The 25,587-nt window shown below is 70.1% G+C and carries 21 protein-coding genes; 1 reads left to right on the forward strand and 20 read right to left on the reverse strand.

The window, feature by feature from the left end; translation table 11 throughout:
- Nucleotides 1-6 precede the first annotated feature (6 nt).
- The 5 genes from OG230_RS09280 to OG230_RS09300 form a co-directional block, all read right to left on the reverse strand.
- Nucleotides 7-1,593: a Na+/H+ antiporter gene (locus tag OG230_RS09280; protein ID WP_328909667.1), complete on the reverse strand. Its 1,587-nt coding sequence runs from the start codon at nucleotides 1,591-1,593 to the stop codon at nucleotides 7-9.
- Nucleotides 1,594-1,723: 130 nt separating this feature from the next.
- The gene (locus OG230_RS09285) at nucleotides 1,724-2,200 is read right to left on the reverse strand and encodes a GNAT family N-acetyltransferase (RefSeq protein ID WP_328909668.1); all 477 of its coding nucleotides are present in this window, start codon (nucleotides 2,198-2,200) and stop codon (nucleotides 1,724-1,726) included.
- Entirely contained in the window at nucleotides 2,197-3,138 is a 942-nt protein-coding gene (locus OG230_RS09290) for an RluA family pseudouridine synthase (RefSeq protein WP_328909669.1), read from the reverse strand. The genes OG230_RS09285 and OG230_RS09290 overlap by 4 nt, the downstream gene beginning before the upstream one ends.
- A 23-nt stretch (nucleotides 3,139-3,161) precedes the next feature.
- Nucleotides 3,162-3,806, reverse strand: a complete 645-nt coding sequence (gene lspA / locus OG230_RS09295) for a signal peptidase II (protein ID WP_328909670.1) — start codon at nucleotides 3,804-3,806, stop codon at nucleotides 3,162-3,164.
- A gap of 58 nt (nucleotides 3,807-3,864) precedes the next feature.
- On the reverse strand, nucleotides 3,865-4,647 hold the full coding sequence (locus tag OG230_RS09300; protein WP_328909671.1) for a TraR/DksA family transcriptional regulator: 783 nt from the start codon (nucleotides 4,645-4,647) through the stop codon (nucleotides 3,865-3,867).
- Nucleotides 4,648-5,190: 543 nt separating this feature from the next.
- Here OG230_RS09300 and ileS point away from each other — a divergent pair.
- The gene (ileS, locus tag OG230_RS09305) at nucleotides 5,191-8,337 is read left to right on the forward strand and encodes an isoleucine--tRNA ligase (protein WP_328909672.1); all 3,147 of its coding nucleotides are present in this window, start codon (nucleotides 5,191-5,193) and stop codon (nucleotides 8,335-8,337) included.
- Nucleotides 8,338-8,566: 229 nt separating this feature from the next.
- On the opposite strand, the gene OG230_RS09310 is transcribed toward ileS, so the two are convergent.
- From OG230_RS09310 to OG230_RS09380, 15 genes are all read right to left on the reverse strand, one after another.
- A complete protein-coding gene (locus tag OG230_RS09310; RefSeq protein WP_328909673.1) occupies nucleotides 8,567-9,694 on the reverse strand; it encodes a DivIVA domain-containing protein in 1,128 nt (375 codons plus the stop codon).
- Nucleotides 9,695-9,743: 49 nt separating this feature from the next.
- Nucleotides 9,744-10,028: a YggT family protein gene (locus tag OG230_RS09315; protein ID WP_328909674.1), complete on the reverse strand. Its 285-nt coding sequence runs from the start codon at nucleotides 10,026-10,028 to the stop codon at nucleotides 9,744-9,746.
- A gap of 72 nt (nucleotides 10,029-10,100) precedes the next feature.
- Nucleotides 10,101-10,724: a cell division protein SepF gene (locus tag OG230_RS09320; protein ID WP_073725275.1), complete on the reverse strand. Its 624-nt coding sequence runs from the start codon at nucleotides 10,722-10,724 to the stop codon at nucleotides 10,101-10,103.
- 125 nt (nucleotides 10,725-10,849) lie between these two features.
- The gene (locus tag OG230_RS09325) at nucleotides 10,850-11,569 is read right to left on the reverse strand and encodes a YggS family pyridoxal phosphate-dependent enzyme (protein WP_328909675.1); all 720 of its coding nucleotides are present in this window, start codon (nucleotides 11,567-11,569) and stop codon (nucleotides 10,850-10,852) included.
- A 6-nt stretch (nucleotides 11,570-11,575) separates the two neighbouring features.
- Nucleotides 11,576-12,328: a peptidoglycan editing factor PgeF gene (pgeF, locus tag OG230_RS09330; protein WP_443051520.1), complete on the reverse strand. Its 753-nt coding sequence runs from the start codon at nucleotides 12,326-12,328 to the stop codon at nucleotides 11,576-11,578.
- Nucleotides 12,325-13,539, reverse strand: a complete 1,215-nt coding sequence (gene ftsZ, locus OG230_RS09335; RefSeq protein WP_328909677.1) for a cell division protein FtsZ — start codon at nucleotides 13,537-13,539, stop codon at nucleotides 12,325-12,327. The genes pgeF and ftsZ overlap by 4 nt, the downstream gene beginning before the upstream one ends.
- A 276-nt stretch (nucleotides 13,540-13,815) precedes the next feature.
- Entirely contained in the window at nucleotides 13,816-14,610 is a 795-nt protein-coding gene (locus OG230_RS09340) for a cell division protein FtsQ/DivIB (protein ID WP_328909678.1), read from the reverse strand.
- Between the two features lie 50 nt (nucleotides 14,611-14,660).
- Nucleotides 14,661-15,755, reverse strand: a complete 1,095-nt coding sequence (murG, locus tag OG230_RS09345) for an undecaprenyldiphospho-muramoylpentapeptide beta-N-acetylglucosaminyltransferase (protein WP_299531088.1) — start codon at nucleotides 15,753-15,755, stop codon at nucleotides 14,661-14,663.
- A 6-nt stretch (nucleotides 15,756-15,761) separates the two neighbouring features.
- Complete coding sequence (gene ftsW, locus OG230_RS09350; protein ID WP_328909679.1) at nucleotides 15,762-17,090, reverse strand: putative lipid II flippase FtsW; 1,329 nt, start codon at nucleotides 17,088-17,090, stop codon at nucleotides 15,762-15,764.
- Nucleotides 17,091-17,210: 120 nt separating this feature from the next.
- Complete coding sequence (gene murD, locus OG230_RS09355) at nucleotides 17,211-18,653, reverse strand: UDP-N-acetylmuramoyl-L-alanine--D-glutamate ligase (RefSeq protein ID WP_328909680.1); 1,443 nt, start codon at nucleotides 18,651-18,653, stop codon at nucleotides 17,211-17,213.
- Nucleotides 18,635-19,705 (reverse strand): phospho-N-acetylmuramoyl-pentapeptide-transferase, encoded by a 1,071-nt coding sequence (gene mraY / locus OG230_RS09360; protein ID WP_328909681.1) that lies wholly within the window; start codon nucleotides 19,703-19,705, stop codon nucleotides 18,635-18,637. The genes murD and mraY overlap by 19 nt, the downstream gene beginning before the upstream one ends.
- The gene (locus OG230_RS09365) at nucleotides 19,702-21,132 is read right to left on the reverse strand and encodes a UDP-N-acetylmuramoyl-tripeptide--D-alanyl-D-alanine ligase (protein WP_328909682.1); all 1,431 of its coding nucleotides are present in this window, start codon (nucleotides 21,130-21,132) and stop codon (nucleotides 19,702-19,704) included. Before OG230_RS09365 ends, mraY begins: the two co-directional genes overlap by 4 nt.
- A gap of 4 nt (nucleotides 21,133-21,136) precedes the next feature.
- Nucleotides 21,137-22,876, reverse strand: a complete 1,740-nt coding sequence (locus OG230_RS09370) for a UDP-N-acetylmuramoyl-L-alanyl-D-glutamate--2,6-diaminopimelate ligase (protein ID WP_443051522.1) — start codon at nucleotides 22,874-22,876, stop codon at nucleotides 21,137-21,139.
- Between the two features lie 63 nt (nucleotides 22,877-22,939).
- A complete protein-coding gene (locus OG230_RS09375) occupies nucleotides 22,940-24,931 on the reverse strand; it encodes a peptidoglycan D,D-transpeptidase FtsI family protein (protein WP_328909683.1) in 1,992 nt (663 codons plus the stop codon).
- Between the two features lie 4 nt (nucleotides 24,932-24,935).
- Complete coding sequence (locus OG230_RS09380; protein ID WP_328909684.1) at nucleotides 24,936-25,559, reverse strand: FtsB family cell division protein; 624 nt, start codon at nucleotides 25,557-25,559, stop codon at nucleotides 24,936-24,938.
- Nucleotides 25,560-25,587 lie beyond the last annotated feature (28 nt).

A 25,587-nucleotide genomic window follows, 5' to 3' on the forward strand; every position in this document is an offset into this window, starting at 1 on the left:
GCCGCCTCAGTGCAGGCTCCGGACGTCCAGGAACCGCAGGACCCGGTCCACCACCTCGGGGTCCGCGCCCGGCTCACTGCGTGCGGAGAGCACCTCGTGACGGGCGGCCGACATCATCTCCCGCTGTACGCGGCGTACCTCCGCGAGCCGCTCGGTCCGTTTCGCGTACGCCGCCCGGCGCTCGTCGTCGACCAGTTCGGGGCTGATCCGCGCCCCGATGTCGAACGCGGCCCGCTGGAGGCGCTCCAGGACGTCCTCCGGGAAGTCCTCGACGTCCTGGATCTCCCTGAGGCGGCCCTTCGCCGCCTTGGCGGCGCGGATCGCCAGGTCCCGTTCCATGGCCTCCACGGCGTCCGTGTCGGCGCGGACGCCGAGCTTCCGCACCAGCCAGGGGAGCGTGAGCCCCTGGAAGACCAGGGTGGCGACGATGACGGCGAAGGCGATGAAGATCATCTCGTCCCGGCCGGGGAACGGCTTCCCGTCGTCGGTCTCCAGTGGGATCGCGAGGGCCAGCGCGACCGAGGCCACGCCCCGCATCCCGGACCACCACATGATGACGGTCTCCCGCCAGCCGGTCGGGATCTCCTCGTCGGAGTCGCGGCGGCCGTGCATCCGCCCGGCCAGCCAGGACGCGGGCAGCAGCCACAGGAGCCGGACGCCCACGACGACGGCGACGATCGTCAGCCCCCACCCGAACATCTGCGCTCCGCGCCCCTCCATCGACCCGAAGACGCTGCGCACTTCGAGGCCGATGAGGCCGAACGCGACGCCCGTGACCAGGGTGTCGACGATCTCCCAGAACGACCGGCCGGCCAGCCGTCCCAGGACGTCGTCGGCGTCCGCCGTGCGCTCGGCGAGGTAGAGCGCGGTGGTGAGAACCGCGAGCACGCCCGACCCTTCGAGCTCCTCCGCCAGTACGTAGCTCACGAACGGCACCAGCAGCGAGAGGCCGATCTGCAGGGTGGCGTCCCCCAGCACGCCCATCAGCTTGATGGTGAGCCAGCCGAGTGCCAGCCCGACCGCCACGGCGACGACCGCGGACAGGACCAGCAGTCCGAAGGCTTCCGGCAGGGAGAAGGATCCGCTGAGGGCCGCCGCGATGGCCACGTGGTAGAGCACGATCGCGGTCACGTCGTTGAACAGCCCCTCGCCCTCCAGGATCGAGACGAGCCGGCGCGGCAGCCCGACCGACCCCGCGACGGCCGTCGCGGCGACCGGGTCGGGCGGGGCCACGAGAGCGCCGAGAGCCACGGCCGCGGCGATGGGCAGCGCGGGCACGATCGCGTCGGCCACGGCGGCGACGGCGGCCGTCGTGACGAAGACCAGCGCCACCGCCAGCAGGAAGATCGGCCGCTTGTTGGCCGCGAACTGCCGCCAGGAGGTCCGCTGGACGGAGGCGTAGATCAACGGCGGCAGCAGCGCGGGAAGGATGATCTCCGGCGGGATGTCGACATCCGGTACGAAGCTGACGAAGGCCAGCCCGAGCCCGGCGAGCGTCATCAGGACCGGCGCGGGAAGCCCCAGCCGCTCCCCCAGCGGCACCGTGACCACGGCTCCGAGCAGGAGCAGGAGCAGCAGTGCCATCTGGTCCACGGTGAGCCTTCCGGAGCGCCTCGTCCTTGATCGCCGGAGGGGCTCGACATCCGGGCACGCCGAAAGGGTCCCCCCACGCCCTTCAGGACATAGGGAAGATCAAGGACAGAACGGTAACCGAACCGAGCGGTCAGAGTGCGCGGCGCATCGACCGGTGCGCGATCCCCGCGTCGGGGAATTCGGGGCCGTACGCCACGTACCCGAGCCGCTCGTAGAAACCGAGCGCGTGGGTCTGGGCGTGCAGGTCGACCGCGGCCAGGCCGAGTGCGCGTGCCTCGTCCTCGATGGCGCGGACCAGGGCCGCCCCGACGCCGAGGCCACGGGCGGACCGGGTCACCGCGAGCCGGCCGAGCGAGCCGACGGTGAGGTCGCCACCGGTCCTGTCGCCGGCGGAGGCGCCGTGCAGGAGCCGTCCCGTACCGAGTGCGGAGCCGTCCGCCGCGACCGCGAGGACATGGACCGCGGTGGCGTCGAGGGCGTCGTACTCGATCTCCTCGGGCACCTGCTGCTCACCCACGAAGACGTCCTTGCGGACCTGGAAGCAGGCCGCGAGGTCGGCCTCGTCGAGAGCCCTGCGCGTGCTGCAGGGGGCGGGCGAGCCGGTCATTCGCTCTCTGCCGCGATCTTGTCGAGGGCCTGCTGGAGGTCGTCCGGGTAGGTGCTGGCGAACTCCACCCAGCTGCCGTCGGAGGGGTGCTCGAAACCGAGGCGCACGGCGTGCAGCCACTGCCGGGTCAGCCCGAGACGCTTGGCCATCGTCGGGTCGGCACCGTAGGTGAGGTCCCCGACACAGGGGTGGCGGTGCGCGGACATGTGCACCCGGATCTGGTGCGTGCGACCCGTCTCCAGCTTGATGTCGAGGAGACTCGCGGCGCGGTACGCCTCGATGAGGTCGTAGTGCGTGACGGAGGGCTTGCCCTCGGCCGTGACCGCCCACTTGTAGTCGTGGTTGGGGTGGCGGCCGATGGGAGCGTCGATCGTGCCGCTCATCGGGTCCGGGTGGCCCTGGACGAGCGCGTGGTACTTCTTGTCGACGACGCGGTCGCGGAACTGCGCCTTGAGCAGGGTGTACGCCCGCTCCGACTTGGCGACGACCATGAGGCCGGAGGTACCGACGTCCAGGCGGTGCACGATGCCCTGGCGCTCGGCGGCACCCGAGGTCGAGATCCGGTAGCCGGCCGCGGCGAGCCCGCCGATGACCGTGGTGCCGGTCCAGCCGGGGCTCGGGTGGGCGGCCACGCCGACCGGCTTCATGATGACGACGATGTCGTCGTCGTCATGGACGATCTCCATGCCCTCGACGGGCTCGGCGACGATCTGGACCGGAGCGGCTGCCTGCGGCAGCTCCACTTCCAGCCAGGCACCGCCGTGCACCCGCTCCGACTTCCCGGCGACCGAACCGTCCACCAGTACCTTCCCGGCGGCTGCCAGCTCTGCGGCCTTCGTGCGGGAGAAACCGAACATCCGGGAAATGGCGGCGTCGACACGCTCGCCTTCCAGGCCATCGGGTACGGGCAGGGTGCGGACCTCGGGATGCGTACTCACCTGTCGAGTATGCCTTGCGCCCGCTAGTCCTTGTGCACGGTGCCGTCGGGGTCCAGGCCCTTGAAGGAAAGGATCACGATCAGGATGCCGCCGCAGACGATCGCGGAGTCGGCGAGGTTGAAGACGGCGAAGTGCGCGGGGGCGATGAAGTCGACCACCGCACCCTCGAAGACTCCCGGGGCGCGGAAGATCCGGTCGGTGAGGTTGCCGAGCGCACCGCCGAGCAGCAGTCCGAGGGCGATGGCCCACGGCAGGCTGTAGAGCTTGCGGGCCAGCCGGGCGATCACCACGATCACCGCCGCGGCGATGAAGGTGAAGATGATCGTGAACGCCTCGCCGAAGCCGAACGCGGCCCCCGCGTTCCGGATGGCGTCGAACTTCAGCCAGTCGCCGAAGATCTCGATCGGCTCCTGGTGCTCCAGCTTCGCGACCACGATCATCTTGCTGATCAGGTCCAGCAGATAGGCGAAGACGGCCACGCCGAAGAGCACGAGGATCTTCCGCCTGCCCTTGCCGCCGCCCGCGCCGGCCTCGGCGGCCGTGCCCTCGCCCTCCGGCGTATCGCCCGGGGCTGCCGTGCCCTCGGCGGGCTGCTGGGCGTCGGACCCGTCAGCCCCCTCAGCATCAGGGATATCCGGCGTATCGATGATGCGCTCCGCCTCTGCCACGTGAGTCCCTCAACCTAGGTGCCTGACTGAGGACGAGGGTACGACACACCTCAACCGTTCAGCCGCGCCGCTCCTGCTTCTGTTTGTCCTCCACGCACAGCGTGGCCCGGGGGAACGCCTGCATCCGCGCCTTGCCGATCGGTTTCCCGCAGACCTCGCACAGCCCGTAGGTCCCCGCGTCGAGCCGGGCGAGGGCGCGCTCGCTCTGCTCCAGCATCTCCTGGGCGTTGGCGGCGAGGGAGAGCTCGTGCTCGCGGGTGATGTTCTTGGTGCCCGTGTCGGCGTCGTCGTCACCCGCCCCGTCACCGGAGTCCCGCATCAGCCCGGCGAGCGCGGCACCGGATGCCTCCAGCTCGCTGCGCAGCCGCATGACCTCGCTGGACAGCTCGGCCCGCGCCTCGGCCACCTCCTCGGGCGTCCAGGGGTCCTCCCCCGGCCGTACCGCAAGCTCCCCGGGAGCCGTCGCAGCCGCCACACGGGCCTGGGGCACCGCTGTCGCGCCCTTCCCGGCAGCTGCCGTGGTCCGGCTCGCGCTCTTCTTGGCTACCACCCTGTGGGCTCCCGTCTGCTCGGCGGCCTCGGCCGCCTCCGTCGCCGCCGCCGTTTTGGCGGGTGACTTGCCTGCGGCGGACTTCTTCGCCGCGGTCTTCTTCACTGCCTTCTTCGCCGCCTTCTTCACGGCCTTCTTCGCGGCCTTCTTCGTCGCCTTCTTCGCGGCCGGTGCCTCACCGCCCGGTTCCGGCTCCGTCTCTCCGGCCGTCCGCCCGGTCGTCTCCGCGGCTGCCGCCACCGTGGATCTCTCGGACGCCGTTCTCGATACGGCGGTCTTCTTCGCCACCATGGCCGCGGCCCCTTCACATATTGTGATCTTGCTCGCGAATCGTGCTGGGACGATAAATCGACCCCAGCCCCGCGGCAACGGGGCACGCCGCCCGTTCGCCCCTCCCCGTACCCGGGTCACGGCGCGCTTGCCTCCGTTGTTCCCAGCTCCCCGCCCGGTAATCCGCCCGCGCGGGCCCGCCGGGACTCCGTCGGGCCCCATCTGGCCATTCGGGTCACGCCCCGTCCCACGGTTAAACCGGTCGGCCGTCGGCCGTACGGGCCCGTACACTGGCCGCAGCGAGAGGCGTGGATGGGACGAGTAGCGTCGTACGCAGCCAGGAGCGACCCGGGGACGGTGGAAGCCCGGGGGCGAGCGCGTCGTGAAGATCACCCCGGAGCCGTCGGAAGAACGCCGCAAGGCCAGTAGACCCGGCATCGCGACCCCAACTGAGGGGGCCACGGGCGGCGCCACGCCCGGGGCCAAGGAGGGTGGTACCGCGGGAACCGCAGGGTTCTCGTCCCTCCGACGGAAGTGGAAAACGTCCGCCGGAGGAAGCCGCCCATGACATCGCCGCAGTACCGCCAGGTACCCGCCCAGGTCGACCTGCCCGCGCTGGAGCACGCAGTGCTCGACTTCTGGCGCGACAACAAGGTGTTCGCCAAGACCCTCGAACAGTCCGAGGGCCGCCCGGAGTGGGTCTTCTACGAGGGCCCGCCGACCGCCAACGGCATGCCGGGGGCGCACCACATCGAGGCCCGCGTCTTCAAGGACGTCTTCCCGCGCTTCCGCACCATGCAGGGCTACCACGTCGGCCGCAAGGCCGGCTGGGACTGCCACGGCCTGCCGGTCGAGCTCGCGGTCGAGAAGGAACTGGGCTTCAACGGCAAGAAGGACATCGAGGCGTTCGGCATCGCCGAGTTCAACGCCAAGTGCCGCGAGTCGGTCACCCGCCACACAGACGCCTTCGCCGAGCTCACGACCCGCATGGGGTACTGGGTCGACCTCGACGACGCGTACCGCACGATGGACCCGCAGTACGTGGACTCCGTGTGGTGGTCGCTCAAGGAGATCTTCAAGAAGGACCTCCTGGTGCAGGACCACCGGGTCGCCCCCTGGTGCCCCCGCTGCGGCACCGGCCTCTCCGACCACGAGCTGGCCCAGGGGTACGAGACGGTCGTCGACCCCTCCGTCTTCGTCCGCTTCCCGTTGACGAGCGGCCCGCTGGCCGGCGACGCCGCCCTGCTGGTCTGGACGACCACCCCGTGGACGCTGGTCTCCAACACCGCCGTCGCCGCGCACCCCGACGTCACCTACGTGGTCGCGTCGAACGGCGAGGAGAAGCTCGTCGTCGCCGAGCCGCTGCTGGAGAAGGCGCTCGGCGAGGGCTGGGAGCCCACCGGCCAGTCCTTCACCGGCCGCGAGATGGAGCGCTGGACCTACGAGCGCCCGTTCGCGCTGGTCGACTTCCCCGCCCCCGCGCACTACGTCGTCAACGCGGAGTACGTCACGACCGAGGACGGTACGGGTCTGGTCCACCAGTCCCCCGCCTTCGGCGCCGACGACCTCGTCGTCTGCCGGTCCTACGGCCTCCCGGTCGTGAACCCGGTCCGCCCCGACGGCACCTTCGAGGAGGACCTGCCGCTGGTCGGCGGCGTCTTCTTCAAGAAGGCCGACGAGGCGCTCACCGCGGACCTGGATGCCCGCGGCAAGCTCTTCCGCCACGTCCCGTACGAGCACAGCTATCCGCACTGCTGGCGCTGCCACACCGCGCTGCTCTACTACGCACAGCCGTCCTGGTACATCCGCACGACGGCCGTCAAGGACCGGCTTCTCCAGGAGAACGAGAAGACCAACTGGTTCCCGGACTCGGTCAAGACCGGCCGCTTCGGCGACTGGCTGAACAACAACGTCGACTGGGCGCTGTCCCGCAACCGCTACTGGGGCACCCCGCTGCCCATCTGGCGCTGCGAGGACAACCACCTCACCTGCGTCGGCTCGCGTGCCGAACTCACCGAACTCACCGGCGCCGACCAGTCCGACCTGGACCCGCACCGCCCGTTCATCGACGAGATCACGTTCACCTGCACGCACGAGAACTGCCAACTGGAGGCGTACCGCGTCCCGGAGGTCATCGACGCCTGGTACGACTCGGGTTCGATGCCGTTCGCGCAGTGGGGCTACCCGTACCAGAACAAGGAACTCTTCGAGAGCCGCTACCCGGCGCAGTTCATCTCGGAGGCCATCGACCAGACGCGCGGCTGGTTCTACACGCTGATGGCGGTCGGCACCCTCGTCTTCGACAAGTCCTCGTACGAGAACGTGGTCTGCCTGGGCCACATCCTCGCCGAGGACGGCCGCAAGATGTCCAAGCACCTGGGGAACATCCTCCAGCCGATCCCGCTGATGGACCAGCACGGCGCCGACGCGGTGCGGTGGTTCATGGCGGCGGGCGGTTCGCCGTGGGCCGCGCGACGGGTCGGCCACGGCACGATCCAGGAGGTCGTCCGCAAGACGCTCCTCACCTACTGGAACACGGTCGCCTTCCAGGCCCTGTACGCCCGCACGTCCGACTGGGCCCCGTCGGAGGCCGACCCGGCGCCAGCGGACCGCACGGTGCTGGACCGCTGGCTGCTCAGTGAACTCCACGCCCTGGTCGACCAGATGACGCAGGCTCTGGAGAGCTACGACACCCAGCGCGCCGGCAAGCTGCTCTCCGCGTTCGTCGACGACCTGTCCAACTGGTACGTGCGCCGCTCGCGCCGCCGCTTCTGGCAGGGCGACAAGGCCGCGCTGCGCACCCTGCACGAGGTCATCGAGACGGTGACCCGGCTGATGGCCCCGCTGACCCCGTTCATCACCGAGCGGGTCTGGCAGGACTTGGTCGTCCCGGTGGCCCCGGACGCCCCCGAGTCGGTCCACCTGTCCTCGTGGCCGAAGGCGGACCTGTCGTCGGTCGACCCGGACCTCTCCACGCAGATGGCGCTGGTGCGGCGCCTGGTCGAGCTCGGCCGCGCGACCCGCGCCGAGTCGGGCGTCAAGACCCGCCAGCCGCTGTCCAGGGCTCTGGTCGCCGCCTCGGGCTTCGAGGCGCTCTCCCCGGAGCTGCACGCCCAGATCACGGAGGAGCTGAACGTCACATCCCTGGCCTCGCTCTCGGAGGTCGGTGGCTCGCTGGTCGACACCACGGCGAAGGCGAACTTCCGCGCGCTCGGCAAGCGGTTCGGCAAGGGCGTCCAGGCGGTCGCCAAGGCCGTCGCGGACACGGACGCCGCGGCGCTCTCGCTGGCCCTGCGCGAGGGCAACGCCTCGGTCGAGGTGGACGGCGAGACGGTGACGCTCTCCCCGGACGAGGTCATCATCACGGAGACCCCCCGGGAGGGCTGGTCCGTCGCCTCCGACTCCGGCGCGACGGTCGCCCTCGACCTGGAGATCACTCCCGAACTCCGCCGCGCCGGTCTGGCCCGTGACGCGATCCGCCTGATCCAGGAGGCCCGCAAGAACAGCGGCCTGGACGTGGCGGACCGGATCGCGGTCCGCTGGACGTCCACGTCCCCTGCCACCGTCGAGGCGCTGACCGAGCACACGCCGCTGATCGCGGACGAGGTGCTGGCCCTGGACTACGCCGAGGGCGAGGCCGACGCCACGTACGGCGCCCCGTTCGAGGACGAGGGCCTGTCCCTCACGTTCCGCCTCCGCAAGCAGCAGTAACGAGCACAAGCCGAAGGCCCGGCCGGATCGCTCCGGCCGGGCCTTCGGCTTGTCCGCTACCCGACCACGCCACAGTTCAGCCCGTCCGGAGGGGAAACAACCGCCCCTTCCAGGCGCCCGGCACCCCCGCACTTCCGCCCCGCCCACGGCAAAGGGCCGGGCCCCGGGAAATCCCGGGGCCCGGCCCTTCAGCCTGCCGACGGCTACGCGCTCAGCGAGCGCGAACCGCTCAGTTGTCGTCCTCGTCGATCAGGAACCCGCGCATCGGCGACGGAGCCTGCTGCATCGGCTGCGGCGCCTGCGGCCGTACCGGTGCCATCGGCTGCGTCATCGCGGGCGACATCTGCTGCTGGCCACCGTACGAGGGCCCACCGCCCATGGACGGGTTGCCGCCCATCTGCTGGCCGGTGTGACCGCCGTGGTTGCCGCCCATGCCGTGACCCATCGCACCCGCACCGGCCGGAGCCAGCGAAGGCGACGGCGGCAGGGAAGCGGCCGCCGGCGTCCGCGGCGGAGCCAGCGAGTCGTCCGCCTGGGTCTCCAGCTGACGCAGCTGGCTCTCCAGGTAGGACTTCAGGCGGGTGCGGTACTCGCGCTCGAAGCCACGCAGGTCCTCGACCTTGCGCTCCAGCGTCGCGCGGGCCGACTCCAGCGAACCCATCGCCACGCGGTGCTTCTCCTGCGCGTCCCGCTCCAGGGCGTCAGCCTTGGCTCGCGCGTCGCGCTCCAGACCCTCGGCACGGCTGCGCGCCTCGCCGACGATCTTGTTGGCCTCGGAACGGGCCTCCGCGATCGCCTGGTCGGCGGTCTGCTGCGCGAGCGAGAGGACACGGGCGGCACTGTCGCCACCGGGGCCCTGCTGCTGCATCTGCGGCGGCTGCTGCATCTGCATCTGCTGCATCTGCTGCTGCTGCGGGTTGTGGCCACCCATGGGACCCATGGGGCCACCCTGCATCGGGCCGGGGCCGTGCGGGCCCTGCGGACCGGGACCGTGGCCACCCTGGGGGCCATGGCCGCTGGGACCGGCGGGCAGCTGAGGAGCGCCACCGGGCAGCTGGGGCGGGCCCATCTGCGGGGGCTGCTGCTGCACCGGCGGACCGGATATGGCGGCGGGAACGGGCGCGCCGGGACGATCCTGCGGCTCCGGCTTGCGCATGCCCTGCTGCTGCTGGTTCTGCGCGGCAGCGCGCGTGGCAGCGGCCAGCTTGGCGCGCAGGTCCTCGTTCTCGCGGAGCAGGCGCGTCAGCTCGGATTCGACCTCGTCGAGGAAGGCATCGACCTCGTCCTCGTCATAGCCTTCTCGGAGGCGGACGGTCGTGAACTGCTTGTTCCGCACGTCCTCGGGGGTCAGCGGCATCTCTTCTTCACCTCTACGTAGTCGTCGGCAGTCGGCAAGACCGTATCGCTCACAGCCTGATCACGATGCTGATCAGGATGTAGACGATGATCATCAGAACGAAGAAGGACAGGTCGAGTGCCACGCCCCCGAGACGCAGCGGCGGGATGACCCGCCGCAGAAGCTTGAGCGGTGGATCGGTGACTGTGTAGGTGGCCTCAAGAACGACCACCATCGCCTTGCCCGGCTGCCATGAACGTGCGAACTGGAACACGTAGTCCATGACCAGCCGGAAGATCAGCACGATGAGGAAACACATCAGCGCGATATAGACCACATCCAGTGCGACGCCCATAGCTCGCGCTTCCCTCTCCCCTGGCTCTCGTAGCTCCGGCCTCTCGGCCGGTTCGTTCCCGGTGTCGTGTTCTCAGCTCTGGTTGAAGAATCCGCCCTCTGCGATCCGGGCCTTGTCCTCCGCCGTGACATCGACGTTAGCAGGCGACAACAGGAACACCTTCTGCGTCACTCGTTCAATGCTGCCATGGAGACCGAAGACGAGTCCCGCGGCAAAGTCGACAAGTCGCTTCGCGTCCGTGTCGTCCATCTCCGTGAGATTCATGATCACCGGAGTGCCCTCACGGAAGTGTTCCCCGATGGTACGGGCCTCGTTGTAGGTCCGGGGGTGCAGCGTGGTGATGCGGTACGGCTCCCGCTCGGACACGACCTTGGGCATGATCACGGGTGCGTTCTTCTCCATGTTCGGGCGTTCAGGTGTGATGGATGCCACGGGTGCGATTCGGGCGGGTCGTCCGCTTTCAGCGGGGAGCTGAACCGGCTCCCGCTGCGCGGGCGGCTGTACTACTCGTACCGGTTCGTCCCGTTCGCGCTCGCGTTCCCGCTCCACCTGATGCGCGGGCTGATGCCGCCGCCGGTCCCGCTCGGGCTCCGGCTCGGGTTCGAATTCATCGTCGGGGTCGAACCCCGGACCGTCGTACCCATCGTCCTCCACGAGGCCGAGGTAGACCGCCATCTTGCGCATCGCGCCGGCCATGCTCTGAGTCCTCCGCTCTGTGGTGGATCGGCATTCGTCACCAAGTGCCCGCGATCCACTGTGGCCTGACCGCCTTGGGCGGAAATGACCATATTTTCTGCTGTGGTCCGACTTGCTTCGCGACGTTACCCGAGGCTGGGTCGGACTCCGAGTACCGCCGTACCGACGCGTACATGTGTCGCTCCGGCCGCCACCGCGTCCTCGAGATCCGAACTCATCCCTGCGGAGACCATGTTCGCAGCCGGATGGTCCGCGCGCAGGCGGGATGAGATTTCCATCAGCCGATCGAAGGCGGCCCGTTGGCGGCCCGCGTACGGACCGGCGAGCGGGGCGACCGTCATCAGACCGTCGAGCCTGAGTCCGGGAGCCCCGTCCACCGCCGCGGCCAACTCCCCGATCCCGTCCGGCGCGACGCCGCCCCGGTCTCCCCGCTCACCGCTCCCGGCGTCGAGCGCGACCTGGATGAGACATCCGAGTTCGCGCCCTTCGCGCACGGCCGCCGCCGAGAGGGACGACACCAGCTTGGTGCGGTCCACCGACTGCACGACATCGGCATAACTCACCACAGAACGAACCTTGTTCGTCTGCAATTGTCCGACAAAGTGCCACGTGAGCGACAGATCCGCACAAGCGGCGGCTTTGGGGGCCGCGTCCTGGTCGCGATTCTCGGCGACGTGCCGCACACCGAGTCCGTGCAGGATCCGCACATCGCTCGCGGGATAGGTCTTGGTGACCACGACGAGAGTGACTTCCTCCCGCTTGCGACCGGCCGCGGCACAGGCGGAAGCAATGCGTTCCTCCACCTGTGCCAGATTTGCTGCGAGTTGAGCCCTGCGTTCCGTCATGTCCTATCAGTCCAACCAGACATATCCGGCGAGCCGCCCGGTGGTGCGGTCGCGGCGGTACGAGAAGTGATCGCCCGATTCCAGTGTGCAGAACGGGGAACGGTGCCGGTCGCCCACACCGAGACCGTCGAGCTGGGAGTGGACTCCGGCGGTGACGTCCACGGCCGGTGTTCCCCAGCTGGTCTCGGACCACGAGGCGGGAACCGCCTCGGCGACCTCGGCCCGCATCGGCGCCGGAACCTCGTAACACCGTCCGCAGACGGCCGGTCCGGTGTGGGCGCTGATCCGGGACGGTTCGGCGCCGAGAGCGATCATGGCCTCGACCGCGGCCGGAACGACTCCGGCGACCAGACCCGGGCGGCCGGCGTGCGCCGCGGCCACGACTCCCGCGACCGGGTCCGCGAGCAGAACCGGCGTGCAGTCGGCGGTGAGGACGGCGAGGGCGAGTCCGCGCCTGGCGGTCACCACCGCGTCCACCGCCGGGATGTCCGCGGTCCCGCCCCAGGGGCCGTCGACCACGGCCACGTCCCGTCCGTGCACCTGGTTCATCCAGACGACCTGCGCCGGGTCGAGACCGAGGGAACGGGCCGCGCGCTCGCGGTTGGCACGTACGGCGGCGGGGTCGTCCCCGACCGCGCCACCGAGATTGAGCTCCTCGTACGGAGCGGCGCTCACCCCGCCCCACCTGTCGGTGAAGGCGAAATGGGCGCCGCTTCCCGCCGAGAACACTGCGGGCACTGCGTCGTGCGGACCTATCACTTCAAGAAGTCCGGAACATCCAGCTCTTCGGCCTGGGTGTCCTGGTACGGACGGGCCGTCGGGACGTGCGGCGGCGAGACCGGCGGAAGCGGGTTCTCGTTCGCCACCGGTGCGGGCTCGGCCTGCACCGGGGACTCCTCGCGCGAGGGCACGGAACCCAGTCCGCCCGTCTGACGGGCGGGCTCGGCGGCCCGGGCCGGCGCAGCCGGCTCCTCGCGCTTGGTGGAGTTGGCGCTCAGGACGTTCTCGCGACGGGCCGGCGGCTGTCCGCCGTCGAACCCGGCGGCGATCACGGTGACCCGGACCTCGTCGCCCAGCGCGTCGTCGATGACGGCGCCGAAGATGATGTTCGCCTCCGGGTGGGCCGCCTCGCTCACCAGCTGCGCGGCCTCGTTGATCTCGAAGAGACCGAGGTCGCTGCCGCCGGAGATGGAGAGCAGGACGCCACGGGCGCCGTCGATGGACGCCTCCAGGAGCGGCGAGGAGATCGCCATCTCCGCGGCGGCCACCGCGCGGTCGTCGCCGCGGGCCGATCCGATACCCATGAGCGCCGATCCGGCCTCGGACATGACCGACTTGACGTCGGCGAAGTCGAGGTTGATCAGACCCGGGGTCGTGATGAGGTCGGTGATGCCCTGGACGCCCGAGAGCAGCACCTGGTCGGCCGACTTGAACGCGTCGAGCACGCTGACCTGGCGGTCCGAGATGGACAGCAGTCGGTCGTTGGGAATGACGATGAGGGTGTCGACCTCTTCGCGGAGTTCGGCGATGCCGTCCTCCGCCTGGTTCGCGCGTCGCCGGCCCTCGAACGTGAACGGGCGGGTGACCACGCCGATCGTCAGGGCGCCGAGCGAGCGCGCGATGTTGGCGACGACGGGTGCGCCGCCTGTGCCGGTGCCGCCGCCTTCTCCTGCGGTGACGAAGACCATGTCGGCCCCCTTGAGGACCTCCTCGATCTCCTCACGGTGGTCTTCTGCCGCCTTGCGACCGACGGCCGGGTTTGCCCCGGCGCCGAGGCCACGGGTGAGTTCACGGCCGACGTCCAGTTTGACGTCGGCGTCGCTCATCAACAGGGCTTGCGCATCAGTGTTGATCGCGATGAACTCGACGCCCTTGAGACCGACCTCGATCATTCGGTTGATGGCATTGACACCACCGCCGCCGACACCGATGACCTTGATGACTGCGAGGTAGTTCTGCGGTGCTGCCACGTCGAAGGCCTCTCGCCTCGAGTTACGTGTCGTCGCGTTGCGGTGATTCCGCCGCGACGACGGATGCCGATTGGGACGGTCCGAACGCCGACCCGAACCCTAACGTTGAAGTTTAGGGTTACCAGTGTGTCTGCTTCTTGGACTCTTCCGAACAGGACACTAAGTCGACAAGTGGCGCACGTTCAACGAACACGCCGAACCTCCCGTTTTTCTTTTCACCCTATGTGATCACCCGTAGCGCTGACCAACCAGGGTGCTGGCCAGGCCAAACGTGCGTCAACTGTCCGATACGGCCGGGGCGATGGGTGCACTCACGTCGAAGTGCCCCGCTTTGGGAGCGGCTTTCATGAGAGCGGTGAGGACTCTTGCCTTCACCGGCCCGTCTTCACCACTGCCCCAGTTCACCGCGCGCCCCCGGGTGAGTTCCAGGGAGATCGAGTCGAACGAGGTGACCCGTACGACCCTGGTGTCCCTGGCGACGCTTCCCGGCAGTTCACCGGCGACCCGGACCGCTTCCCGCACCAGCCGGTCACTGCCGAAGCGGCGGAGGCTCGCGGACTGATCAGGTGTCAATTCCAGCAGAGGCACGCCCGGGGGCGCTTTGTCCACCGTTGCGAAGCGAACGCCTTTCGCGTCCACTTCGATGAACTTTGCGCCCTTTTCCACCAGCAGAACCGGTTTCCGTTCGGTCACTTTAAGTCCGATGTCGTGCGGCCATGACCGTACGACATCCACGGAATCGATACGAGGCAACTTCTGGCGCAACCTGTTGGCCATCGCATCGGTGTCGACGGAAATCAGCGGCGCCCCGATCGGCGCCGCGGCGGCGTCCTTCACCTCGGCCTCTGTCAGCACCTCGACACCGGTGATCCGTACCTGTTCGGCCCGTAGCCACGAAGAGCCGTAGAGCAGCCAGATTCCGCCTGCGGTGAGCAGGGCCACGAGCACCGCGATCAGGATCAGCAGCGTTCGACGACTGATCCGCTGCCCCTCGGGGCCGATGTGCGGCGGCCTGGCGGGGGTGTCCGCCTGCTGCCCTGAACCGCGCTGGGCGGTCGTCGGTCCGGCCACGCTCGCTCCTTAGCCGGACCCGGGGCGCACGCCCCGGGTCCTGCACCGCCTCACGCCTGGCGGCGTGCGGCAATCGCCTCGTACACCATGCCGACGAGCAGGTCGTCGGCGTCCCGCCGTCCGAACTCCGCCGCGGCGCGGGACATCTCGTACAGCCGGTGCGGGTCCGACAGCACCGGGAGGACGTTGCCCTGCACCCACTCGGGGGTGAGCGCCGCGTCGTCCACCAGGAGACCGCCGCCCGCGTTGACCACTGGCTGGGCGTTGAGCCGCTGTTCGCCGTTGCCGATCGGCAACGGGACGTAGGCGGCGGGAAGCCCGACGGCGGAGAGCTCGGCGACGGTCATCGCGCCGGCACGACAGAGCATCATGTCGGCCGCGGCGTACGCGAGGTCCATCCGGTCCACGTACGGTACCGGGATGTACGGCGGCATCCCGGGCATGTTGTCGATACGCGGCAATTCGTTCTTCGGGCCGACCACATGGAGGATCTGGATCCCGGAGCGCTGGAGCAGGGGCGCGACCCGCTGGACCACCTCGTTGAGGTGACGGGCGCCCTGCGAACCGCCGGAGACCAGCAGCGTCGGCAGGTTCGGGTCGAGCCCGAAGGCGGCACGTGCCTCGGGGCGGACCCTGGCCCGGTCGAGGGTGGCGATGGTGCGCCGCAGCGGGATGCCGATGTAGCGGGCACCGCGGAGCTTGCTGTCCGGGGTGGAGACGGCGACCCCGTGCGCGTAACGCGAGCCGATCTTGTTGGCCAGGCCCGGGCGGGCGTTGGCCTCGTGGACGACGATCGGCACCCCGGCGCGCTTGGCGGCGAGGTAGCCGGGCAGCGCCACGTAGCCGCCGAAGCCGACGACACAGTCCGCCTTGGTGCGCTCCAGGATCTGCTCGGCGGCCTTGATCGTGCCGCGCAGCCGTCCCGGGACAGTGATCAGTTCGGGGGTGGGCTTACGGGGCAGCGGCACAGCCGGGATCAGCGCCAGTTCGTACCCCCGCTCGGGTACGAGCCTGGTCTCGAGACCGCGTTCCGTGCCGAGGGCAGTGATTCCCACGGTCGGGTCCTGCCTGCGCAGGGCATCTGCGAGGGCAAGCGCGGGCTCGATGTGGCCGGCGGTCCCCCCACCGGCGAGTACGACATGCACCGAAATTCACCGCTCTCCGGACGGACGCTTCTTGACGCGCCGTCTCATCGTCTTCCATCTCACCCCGGGCCTCCGCATGGCCAGGGCCGCTTTCGCCGCGGGATCGTCTCGCGCGAAGGCGATCATGAGCCCGACAGCGAACATCGTCGGCAGCAGGGCCGACCCCCCGTAAGAGAACAGCGGGAGCGGGACACCGGCGATCGGCAACAGGCCGAGCACCGCACCGATGTTGATCACGGCCTGCACCGTGATCCAGGTGGTCACGCCTCCCGCGGCGTACCTCACGAAGGGGTCCTCCGTGCGTCCGGCCACGCGGATACCCGCATAGCCTAGAGCCGCGAAGAGGGCGAGTACCGACAGCGTCCCCGCCAGCCCCAGTTCCTCCCCCGTGATGGCGAAGATGAAGTCGGTGTGCGGTTCAGGTAGTTGGCCCCATTTTTCCACACTCGCACCCAGCCCGGAACCGAACCATCCGCCGGACGCCAGAGCGTAGATTCCGTGTACGGCCTGCCAGCAGGAGCCACCGGGACCGGGCTCGCTCGCACCCATGCAGTCCAGTCGCGCCATACGGTTGGGGCTGGTCTTGATGAGCATCAGGCCGATGGCCGACGCGACGGCGAGCACCCCTACGAACAGCCGGGTGGGCGCACCGGCCAGCCAGAGCAGGCCGAACAGGATCGCGGTGAGAATCATCGCAGTTCCCATGTCGCCGCCGAGCATGATCAGCCCGAGGAGCATGAACGCGACCGGGACGAGCGGCACGAGCATGTGCTTCCACTGGTTCAGCAGCCGCTTGTCCTGTTTGCGGGCCAGCAGGTCGGCACCCCAGAGGATCAGGGCGAGCTTGCCGAACTCACTGGGCTGGAGCTGGAAGGGGCCGCCCAGGTAGAGCCAGTTCTGGTTGCCGCCCCTCGCCATCCCTATCCCCGGCACCTGGACCAGGACCATCAGGAAGACGGTGACCATGAGCAGGGGGTAGGCGAGGGCCCGGTGGAGTTTCACGGGCATCTTCGAGGCGATCAGCATCAGTCCGGCCCCGATGACGGCGGCGAGGAACTGCTTGCGGAAGAAGAAGGTGGCCGGCTGGTCGTAGTCCAGCGCCTTGATCATCGAGGCGGAGTAGACCATCACCAGGCCGAGCACGGTGATCAGCAGGCTGGAGCCGAGGATCAGGTAGTAGGCGGTCAGAGGGCGGTCCCAGGCCCGGCGTGCCTGCTCGTAGAGCCGACGGACGCCGCCGGCGCGGGGCCGGCGGGGGCCTCCGGACGCCCGGCGGGCCGGAGCGGTCACCCGTGAGCGGTCCCGGCTTCGCACGGAGCTCTGTTCGGCCGGCATTGTCGCTGTCCCCTCCACTGCTCGTGCCCGGGGCTGTCGCCGGGCCCGGGGGCCGCGGCCCTGCGGCCGGTGGCCCGGTTTCCCGGTTTCCCGGACAGTACGGCGCGGAGACCGGGCCCGTCAGGCGCTCTCGGCCGCGAGCGTGCGGACCGCGTCCGCGAACGCCTCGCCCCGCTTGTTGTAGTTGACGAACATGTCCATCGAGGCGCAGGCCGGGGCCAGCAGTACGGTGTCGCCCGGCCGGGCGAGCTCTGCCGCTTCCCTGACCGCCTCGGACATCGCCCCAGTGTCGGTCCGGGCCAGGTCGACCACCGGTACCTCGGGCGCGTGTCGCGCCAGGGCTTCGCGGATCAGCTGCCGGTCGGCACCCATCAGCACGACGCCGCGCAGCCGCTTCGCCGCCCCGCTCACCAGCTCGTCGAAGGTGGCGCCCTTGGCGAGGCCGCCGGCGATCCAGACGATCGGGTCGTAGGCGGCGAGCGACGCCTCGGCGGCGTGGGTGTTGGTGGCCTTGGAGTCGTCGATGTACGCCACCGACGCGATGTCCGCGACGTGCTCGATGCGGTGGGGGTCCGGGCGGAAGGCGCGCAGTCCGTCGCGTACCGCCGTCGGTTCCACGCCGAAGGCGCGGGCGAGGGCCGCCGCCGCGAGGGCGTTGGCGATGTTGTGCGGGGCCGGCGGGTCGATGTCGCCGACCTCGGCGAGTTCCTGGGCCTGCTTCTGCCGGTTGGCCACGAAGGCCCGGTCGACGAGGATCCCGTCGACGACGCCGAGCTGCGAGGGGCCGGGGGTGGCGAGCGTGAAGCCGATGGCCCGGCAGCCCTCTTCGACGTCGGCCTCGCGCACCAGGTCCTCGGTCGCCGGGTCGGCGACGTTGTAGACGCAGGCGACGGTGTTGCCCTCGTAGACCCGGCCCTTGTCGGCTACGTACGCCTCCATGGAGCCGTGCCAGTCGATGTGGTCCGGGGCGAGGTTGAGTACGGCCGCGGAGTGGGCGCGCACCGAGGGCGCCCAGTGCAGCTGGTAGCTGGAGAGTTCGACGGCCAGGACGTCGTACGGCTTCTCGTCCAGGACCGCGTCCAGCAGGGAGACGCCGATGTTGCCGACGGCAGCCGTCCGCAGCCCGGCCGCTTCGAGGATCGAGGCGAGCATCCGTACGGTCGTGGTCTTGCCGTTGGTGCCGGTGACCGCGAGCCACGGGGCCGGCTTCCTGCCGTCCAGGCCCCGCAGCCGCCAGGCGAGTTCGACGTCGCCCCATACGGGGACGTCCGCCTCGGCGGCTGCGAGGAAGAGCGGCTTGTCGGGCTTCCAGCCCGGGGCCGTGACGATCAGCTCGGTGGACTCGGGCAGGGTCGCCCCGTCGCCGAGGCGCACGGTGATCCCGAGCGCCTCCAGCTCGGCGGCCTGGGTACGGGAGCGCTCGTCGTCGCCGTCGTTGACAACGGTGACCAGTGCCCCGAGTCCGTGCAGGACACGCGCAGCGGGGATACCGCTGACGCCGAGCCCGGCGACCGTGACGTGCTTGCCCTGCCAGTCCACGTTGCTCACTTCTTGGCTGCCCATCCCGCGTAGAAGAGGCCGAGGCCGACGATCACGCACATGCCCTGGATGATCCAGAAGCGGACCACGACAAGGACTTCGGACCACCCCTTGAGTTCGAAGTGGTGCTGGAGCGGAGCCATACGGAAGACGCGCTTGCCGGTCATCTTGAACGAGCCGACCTGGATGACCACGGACATGGTGATCATCACGAAGAGGCCGCCGAGGAGGGCGAGCAGGAACTCCGTACGGGAGCAGATCGCCAGACCGGCGAGGGCTCCGCCGAGTGCGAGCGAACCGGTGTCGCCCATGAAGATCTTGGCGGGCGAGGTGTTCCACCACAGGAAGCCGAAGCAGGCACCCATCAGGGCGGAGGCCACGACCGCGAGGTCGAGTGGGTCACGCACTTCGAAACAGGCACTGGGGTTGGTCAGGGTGTCCGCGTTGGCGCAGGACTCCTGGAACTGCCACAGCCCGATGAAGGTGTACGCACCGAAGACCATCACCGACGCACCGGTGGCCAGGCCGTCCAGACCGTCCGTCAGGTTCACGCCGTTGGACATGGCGAGAATCATGAACAGCGCCCAGACGCAGAAGAGCACCGGGCCGATGGACCAGCCGAAGTCCTCGACGAACGACAGCCGGGTGGATGCAGGGGTGTTGCCGCGGGCGTCGGCGAACTGGAGCGACAGCACCGCGAAGGCGATACCGACGATCAGCTGGCCGGCCATCTTCGCCTTGGCCCGCAGGCCCAGCGAACGCTGCTTGACGATCTTGATGTAGTCGTCGAGGAAGCCGACCAGACCCATGCCCGCCATCAGGAAGAGCACCAGCACGCCGGAGAAACGCATCTCCTCGCCGGTGATCACCTTGGCCAGGACGTACGCGATGATCGTCGCCAGGATGAAGGCGATACCACCCATGGTGGGCGTGCCCTGCTTGCTGCCGTGGCTGCGCGGGCCATCGTCCCGGATGAACTGCCCATAGCCCTTGCGGGCCAGGAGTTTGATCAGCAGCGGAGTACCGACCAGGGTCAGGAAGAGCCCGATGGCCCCTGCGAAGAGGATCTGCCTCATCGGACGGCGACCTCGCCCTCGGTCGAGTTCTCCAGCAGTGCCAGGGCGACCTTCTCCAGGCCGACCGACCGGGACGCCTTCACCAGCACGACGTCTCCCGGGCGCAGTTCACTGCGCAACAGGTCGACGGCCGCCTGTGCGTCGGACACGTGCACCGACTCCTCACCCCACGAACCCTCGTTATATGCGCCCAGTTGCAGCCAGGAGGCTTCTCTTCCTCCGACTGCGACGAGCTTGCTGACGTTGAGCCGGACGGCGAGCCGTCCGACAGCGTCGTGCTCGGCGAGCGACGCGTCACCGAGCTCGGCCATCTGACCGAGCACCGCCCACGTACGCCCCCCTCCGGCCCGTGAGGCTTTGCCCATGGCAGCCAGCGCACGGAGTGCGGCTCTCATGGATTCGGGGTTCGCGTTGTAGGCGTCATTGACGACCGTCACACCGTCCGGACGCTCGGTGACCTCCATGCGCCAGCGGGAGAGGGTGCCCGCCTCGGAGAGCGCATCGGCGATCTCAGTCACGGACATGCCCAACTCATGGGCGACGGCGGCCGCGGCGAGCGCGTTCGACACGTGGTGCTCACCGTACAGGCGCAAGGTCACGTCGCTGCACCCGGTGGGTGTGTGGAGCTCGAAAGCGGGGCGCCCATTCTCCGTCAGGCGGACATTCTCTCCCCGTACGTCCGCATCCGCGGCCTCTCCGAAGAGCAGCACCCGGGCTTTTGTGCGGGAAGCCATGGCCCGTACAAGGGGGTCGTCGGCGTTGAGGACGGCGACGCCGCCCTCCGCCGCGGAGGGCAGGGACTCCACGAGCTCGCCCTTGGCCTCGGCGATCGTCTCGCGGCTGCCGAACTCGCCGATGTGCGCGGTGCCGACGTTGAGGACCAGGCCGATCCGCGGGGGTGTGAGGCCAGTGAGGTAGCGGATGTGGCCGACTCCGCGGGCGCCCATTTCGAGGACAAGGTGCTGGGTCAGGTCGGTGGCGCGGAGTGCGGTGAGCGGCAGGCCGAGCTCGTTGTTGAACGAGCCCGGCGTCCAGACGGTGGGGGCCTTGCGCTCCAGGAGCTGGGCGATCAGGTCCTTGGTCGAGGTCTTGCCAGCCGAGCCGGTGAGCGCGACGACGGTGGCCCCGAGGCGCCCGACGACGGCGCGGGCGAGTGCGCCGAGCGCCGCCTCGACGTCGTCGACGACGATCGCCGGAACACCGACGGGGCGGGCGGCCAGCACTGCTGCCGCGCCCGCCTCGACGGCGCGCTGCGCGAAGTCGTGGCCGTCGACCCGCTCGCCCGGCAGGGCGACGAACAGGCTGCCTTGCTTCACCTCCCGGGAGTCGATGACGACCGGCCCGTCGACGATGACTGCCGGATCGGGTATGTCGTGCGACTGCCCGCCGACGATTTCGGCGATCTCGGTGAGGGAAAGGGTGATCACTTGGTCATCCCTGACTGTTGTTCTCGTGGGTGTGGGCGCGGTCCGCGGCGCCCTCGGAGGCGTCCTCGGTGCTCTCGCGGCCCATGGAGCGCGCGATGGCGGCGCGCAGGACCTTGCGGTCGTCGAAGGGGCGTACCACTCCGTGGATGTCCTGGCCCTGCTCGTGTCCCTTGCCCGCGACGAGGACGGTGTCGCCCGGCTCGGCGCGGGCGACGGCCGCGGCGATGGCCGCGGCCCGGTCGGCGTCGACGAGGACGTCACCGCGCTCGTGGACGGGGACCTCGGCGGCGCCCGAGAGCATCGCGGCGAGGATGGCCAGGGGGTCCTCGGAGCGGGGGTTGTCGGAGGTCAGTACGGCGGTGTCGGCGAGGCGGGCCGCCGCGGCGCCCATCGGGACGCGTTTGGTGGTGTCCCGGTCGCCGCCGCAGCCGAGGACGATGTGGACCCTGCCCTCGGTGACCTTGCGCAGCGAGCGCAGGACGGACTCGACCGCGTCGGTCTTGTGGGCGTAGTCGACGACGGCGAGGTACGGCTGGCCGGCGTCCACGCGCTCCAGCCGGCCGGGGACGCCGGGAACGGCCGCGACACCGTCGGCGGCGATCTGCGGGTCGACGCCCGCGACGGCCAGGGTGACGATCGCGGCGAGGCTGTTGGCGACGTTGAACGGGCCGGGCAGCGGGGCCTTGGCACTGATCCGCTCACCCTTGGGACCGACGACCACGAAGGTGCTGTCCTGCGGGCCGACCTCGACGTCCTCGGCACGCCAGTCGGCGTCCGGGTGGCCCTCGGCGGAGAAGGAGACGACCGGGACGGTCGCCTCGTCGATCAGCCTGCGGCCGTACTCGTCGTCGAAGTTGACGACGCCCAGACGGCTGCGGTGCGGGGTGAAGAGCTGCGCCTTGGCCTGGAAGTAGTCCTCCATCCCGGAGTGGAACTCCATGTGCTCCGGGCTGAGGTTGTTGAAGACGGCGACGTCGAAGACGCAGCCGTCGACCCGGCCGAGCACCAGGGCATGGCTGGAGACCTCCATGGCGACCGCTTCGGTGCCGCGTTCGCGCATGACCGCGAACAGGGCCTGGAGGTCGGTGGCCTCGGGGGTGGTGCGCTCGGACTTGATGCGCACGTCGCCGATCCGCATCTCGACGGTGCCGATCAGCCCGGTGTTGCGGCCGGCCCCGCGCAGCCCGCCCTCGACGAGGTACGCCGTGGTGGTCTTGCCGGACGTTCCGGTGATCCCGATCTGGAGCAGGGCGGCGCCCGGCCGCCCGTAGATCTCCGCGGCGATTTCGCCCATCCGGCCCCGCGGGTCCTCGGTGACGAGGACCGGGACTCCGGTGGCGGCGGCGCGCTCGGCGCCCGCCGCGTCGGTGAGGACCGCCGCCGCTCCGAGCCCCGCGGCCTGGGCGGCGAAGTCGGCTCCGTGGAAGCGGGCACCGGGCAGGGCGGCGTAGACGTCGCCCGGGCGCACGGCCCGCGAGTCGTGCGTGATGCCGGTGACCTCGCCGGACCCGGGTGGTTCGACACCGAGCATGGCTGCCAGCTGGCCGAGGGAGGTGGGCCGGAGCCGGTCCGGTCGGGGCGCTCCCGGGTAGCTCACAGGCGCGTCCTTCTGGGTGTTCTGGGACTGATCAGGGTGGGGCACGGCGGTGAGCGTACCGGGCTCACCCGGCCTCTCGCGAAGCGAGGGGCCGGGGTCGCGGTACTTCTCGTTCCGGTTCCCGGGGTCAGGGGTGATCGTTGTCACTGAGGGTTCCCTCGGGGCTACTGCGAATCGTGAGCCCGGCCAGGACCCGCAGCGCCCGCCTTGTCACTCGCCGGGCTTGAAGGACACCGGCAGCCGGGCGGGCTTGCTGCCGGACGGTGCGGTCTGGAGCGACTTGAGCGCGAACTCCATGACCTTCTTGTAGATCGGACCGCAGGTCTGGCCGCCGAAGTAGCTGCCCTTGGTGGGGTTCTGGATCGCGCAGTAGACGGTGACCTGCGGGTCGTCGGAGGGCGCGAAGCCCGCGAAGGACGCGGTGTAGCCGTGGTAGCCGCCGCGGTCCGGGTCGACACGGTTGGCCGTGCCGGTCTTGCCCGCGACCCGGTAGCCCGGGATCGCCGCCTTGGTCCCGGTGCCCTCGTGGTCGTCGACCACGGACTCGAGCATGACCGCCAGCGTCTTGGCCGTCTTGCGGCTGACCACCCGGGTCTGTTCGGGGACGGGCGCGGCGGTGTATCCGCCGTCCGCGTCCTTGGTCCCGCGCACGAGGCTGGGTGCGATCCGGACCCCTCCGTTGGCGATCGTCGAGTAGACCGATGCCGCCTGCATGGCGTTCAGGGAGAGACCCTGGCCGAACGGGATCGTGAACTGCTGCGAGGTCGACCAGTCCTGCGGCTTCGCGAGGAGACCGGGCGACTCGCCGGGGTAGCCGAGCCCCGTGACGGAGCCGAGCCCGAATTTGCGCAGATACGAGTACAGGACCTTGTTGGACTCGGCCTGGGTCTTCCCGAGCTGACCGGTCGCCAGGATGGTGCCGATGTTGCTGGACTTGGCCAGTACGCCGTTGAGCGTGAGGTACCAGGTGGGGTGGTCGACGTCGTCCCTGAACAGCCGGTCACCGCGGTGGAGCCGGTTGGGGACCGTGACGTGGGTGTCGGGCGTGGCGGCCCCCTCCTCCAGTACGGCGGCCATGGACATGACCTTGCTGGTGGAGCCGGGCTCGTACACGTCCTGGAGTGCCGCGTTGCCCAGGGTGGCGGCGTTGACCTGCGAGAGGTCGTTCGGGTCGTACCCGGGGGCGTTGGCCATGGCCAGCACCTCGCCGGTCCGTGTGTTCTGGACGATCACGTAACCGCGGTCCGCCTTGGACTTCTTGACCTGGTCGGCGATGGCCCGCTGGGCAGCCCACTGGATGTCGCGGTCGATGGTGAGCTCGATGTCGGCGCCGGGCACGGCCGGGACTTCCCTGGCACCGGCCGTCGGCACGCGCCGGCCGCCGGAATGGGCGTACCGGATCTTGCCGTCCTGTCCGGCGAGCTCCGTCTCGAGCTTCGATTCGAGGCCGCCGCCGCCCTTGCCCTCGGCGTTGACGAATCCGAGTATTCCGGCGGCCAGGTCACCGTTCGGATAGACCCGCCTGGTGGTGGGCTCCTGGAGCACTCCGGCCAGCACGTTGGCGCCCGGGCCTCCGTTGGCCCGATCCTCCTCGGCCTTCTCGGCGAAGACGGACTTGAGGTCCTTGATCTGCTTCCAGACCTGCGGGGTCTGCCTGGTCGCCAGCAGCGTGTAGCGGCTCTTGGGGGTCGACAGCTTCTTCGTCAGCTCGTCGACGTCCTTGCCGAGGATCGGAGCGAGGAGCGCGGCGGCCTGCTGGGGCGCGTCCGGGGCCTTGCTGTCCTCGGGGGTGAACATCTTGGGGTCGGCGGTGATGTTGTGCGCGTCGACGCTGGTGGCCAGCGCGATCCCGTTGCGGTCGGTGATCTCGCCGCGCTCGGCGGCGACCGTGTACTCGAGGTAGCGGTTCTCCTCGGCCTTGGCCGCGTACGCGCTGGCGTCGACGGCCTGGACCTGGAGGAGCCGGACGACGAAGGCCAGCATGACGAGCGTCAGGGCGAGGCTGACCAGCCGCAGACGCGGGCGCGGGCTGCCGAGGCGGAGGGAGCGCGGGGCGCCGGTGCGCTGCGCGCCGGCGCGTGGCCGCCCGGAGGAGGGGCGTGGCCTGCGGGCGCCTGGCCGCGGGCGGCCCGAGCCGCCCGCCGCGTTACGGGGGCGTGCCGGGCCGGGTACGCGGCGGCGCGGCGGTTCCTTGGACGACACTGCGTCACCTGCCGGGGCTCGTCGTGGGCGGGGTCTCTGCTGCGGACTCGGACTCTGGTTCGGCGGGGGCCTGCCGCTGGGCTCCGGGGGTCCCGGAGGTCCGGGCGGTCGGGGTCCCGGAGGCTCCGGGGGAAGGCTGCGCGGAGGCGGACTGCGAGGCCGACGGGTCCGGCGAGGCGTCGGCGGAGGAAGCGGAGGAGCTGGGCGAGCTGTCGGGCGCGGGCTCCACCGGTTTCGGCGCGACGGTGGGCGTGGGCTCGGCGGTGGCCTCCACGGGATTGCCCCGTACCGTGCCGTCCGGGTCCAGGAAGGCGGGGCTGCCGCCCGGCACCATGCCCAGTTCCCTGGCGCGCCGTTCCAGGGCGTCCGGCTCGGAGTAGCTGTCGACGTCCCGCTGAAGGGCCTGCTGCTCGTCGGTGAGCTCCGTGGTCTCCCGCTTCAGATCGGTCAGCCTGATCGACCCTTCGTTGAGGGACGAGTTCAGCAGGAGCAGCGTGATCAGACCGCCGCCGAGGAGCAGAACGACCAGCAGGACGAAGGGGGTACGGGCCGCGTTACTGGGCCCCGACGGCATCAGCCGGGCGAGCCGCGCGGCCCGCCCCTTCAACTGTTCGGCCGGTTTGGTCACGGCATCGCCTCGGACGTACCCGGTGCCG

It is taken from the genome of Streptomyces sp. NBC_00234 (assembly GCF_036195325.1).
Lineage (GTDB): Bacteria > Actinomycetota > Actinomycetes > Streptomycetales > Streptomycetaceae > Streptomyces.

Coding starts and splice junctions, on each gene's coding strand:
- ileS (WP_328909672.1), top strand. CDS start 5,191: ATGACATCGCCGCAGTACCGCCAGGTACCCGCCCAGGTCGACCTGCCC.
- mraY (WP_328909681.1), bottom strand. CDS start 19,705: ATGAGGCAGATCCTCTTCGCAGGGGCCATCGGGCTCTTCCTGACCCTG.
- OG230_RS09320 (WP_073725275.1), bottom strand. CDS start 10,724: ATGGCCGGCGCGATGCGCAAGATGGCGGTCTACCTCGGCCTCGTGGAG.
- murD (WP_328909680.1), bottom strand. CDS start 18,653: ATGGGCAGCCAAGAAGTGAGCAACGTGGACTGGCAGGGCAAGCACGTC.
- OG230_RS09300 (WP_328909671.1), bottom strand. CDS start 4,647: ATGGTGGCGAAGAAGACCGCCGTATCGAGAACGGCGTCCGAGAGATCC.
- OG230_RS09285 (WP_328909668.1), bottom strand. CDS start 2,200: ATGACCGGCTCGCCCGCCCCCTGCAGCACGCGCAGGGCTCTCGACGAG.
- ftsW (WP_328909679.1), bottom strand. CDS start 17,090: ATGCCGGCCGAACAGAGCTCCGTGCGAAGCCGGGACCGCTCACGGGTG.
- OG230_RS09325 (WP_328909675.1), bottom strand. CDS start 11,569: ATGACGGAACGCAGGGCTCAACTCGCAGCAAATCTGGCACAGGTGGAG.
- OG230_RS09310 (WP_328909673.1), bottom strand. CDS start 9,694: ATGCCGCTGACCCCCGAGGACGTGCGGAACAAGCAGTTCACGACCGTC.
- OG230_RS09315 (WP_328909674.1), bottom strand. CDS start 10,028: ATGGGCGTCGCACTGGATGTGGTCTATATCGCGCTGATGTGTTTCCTC.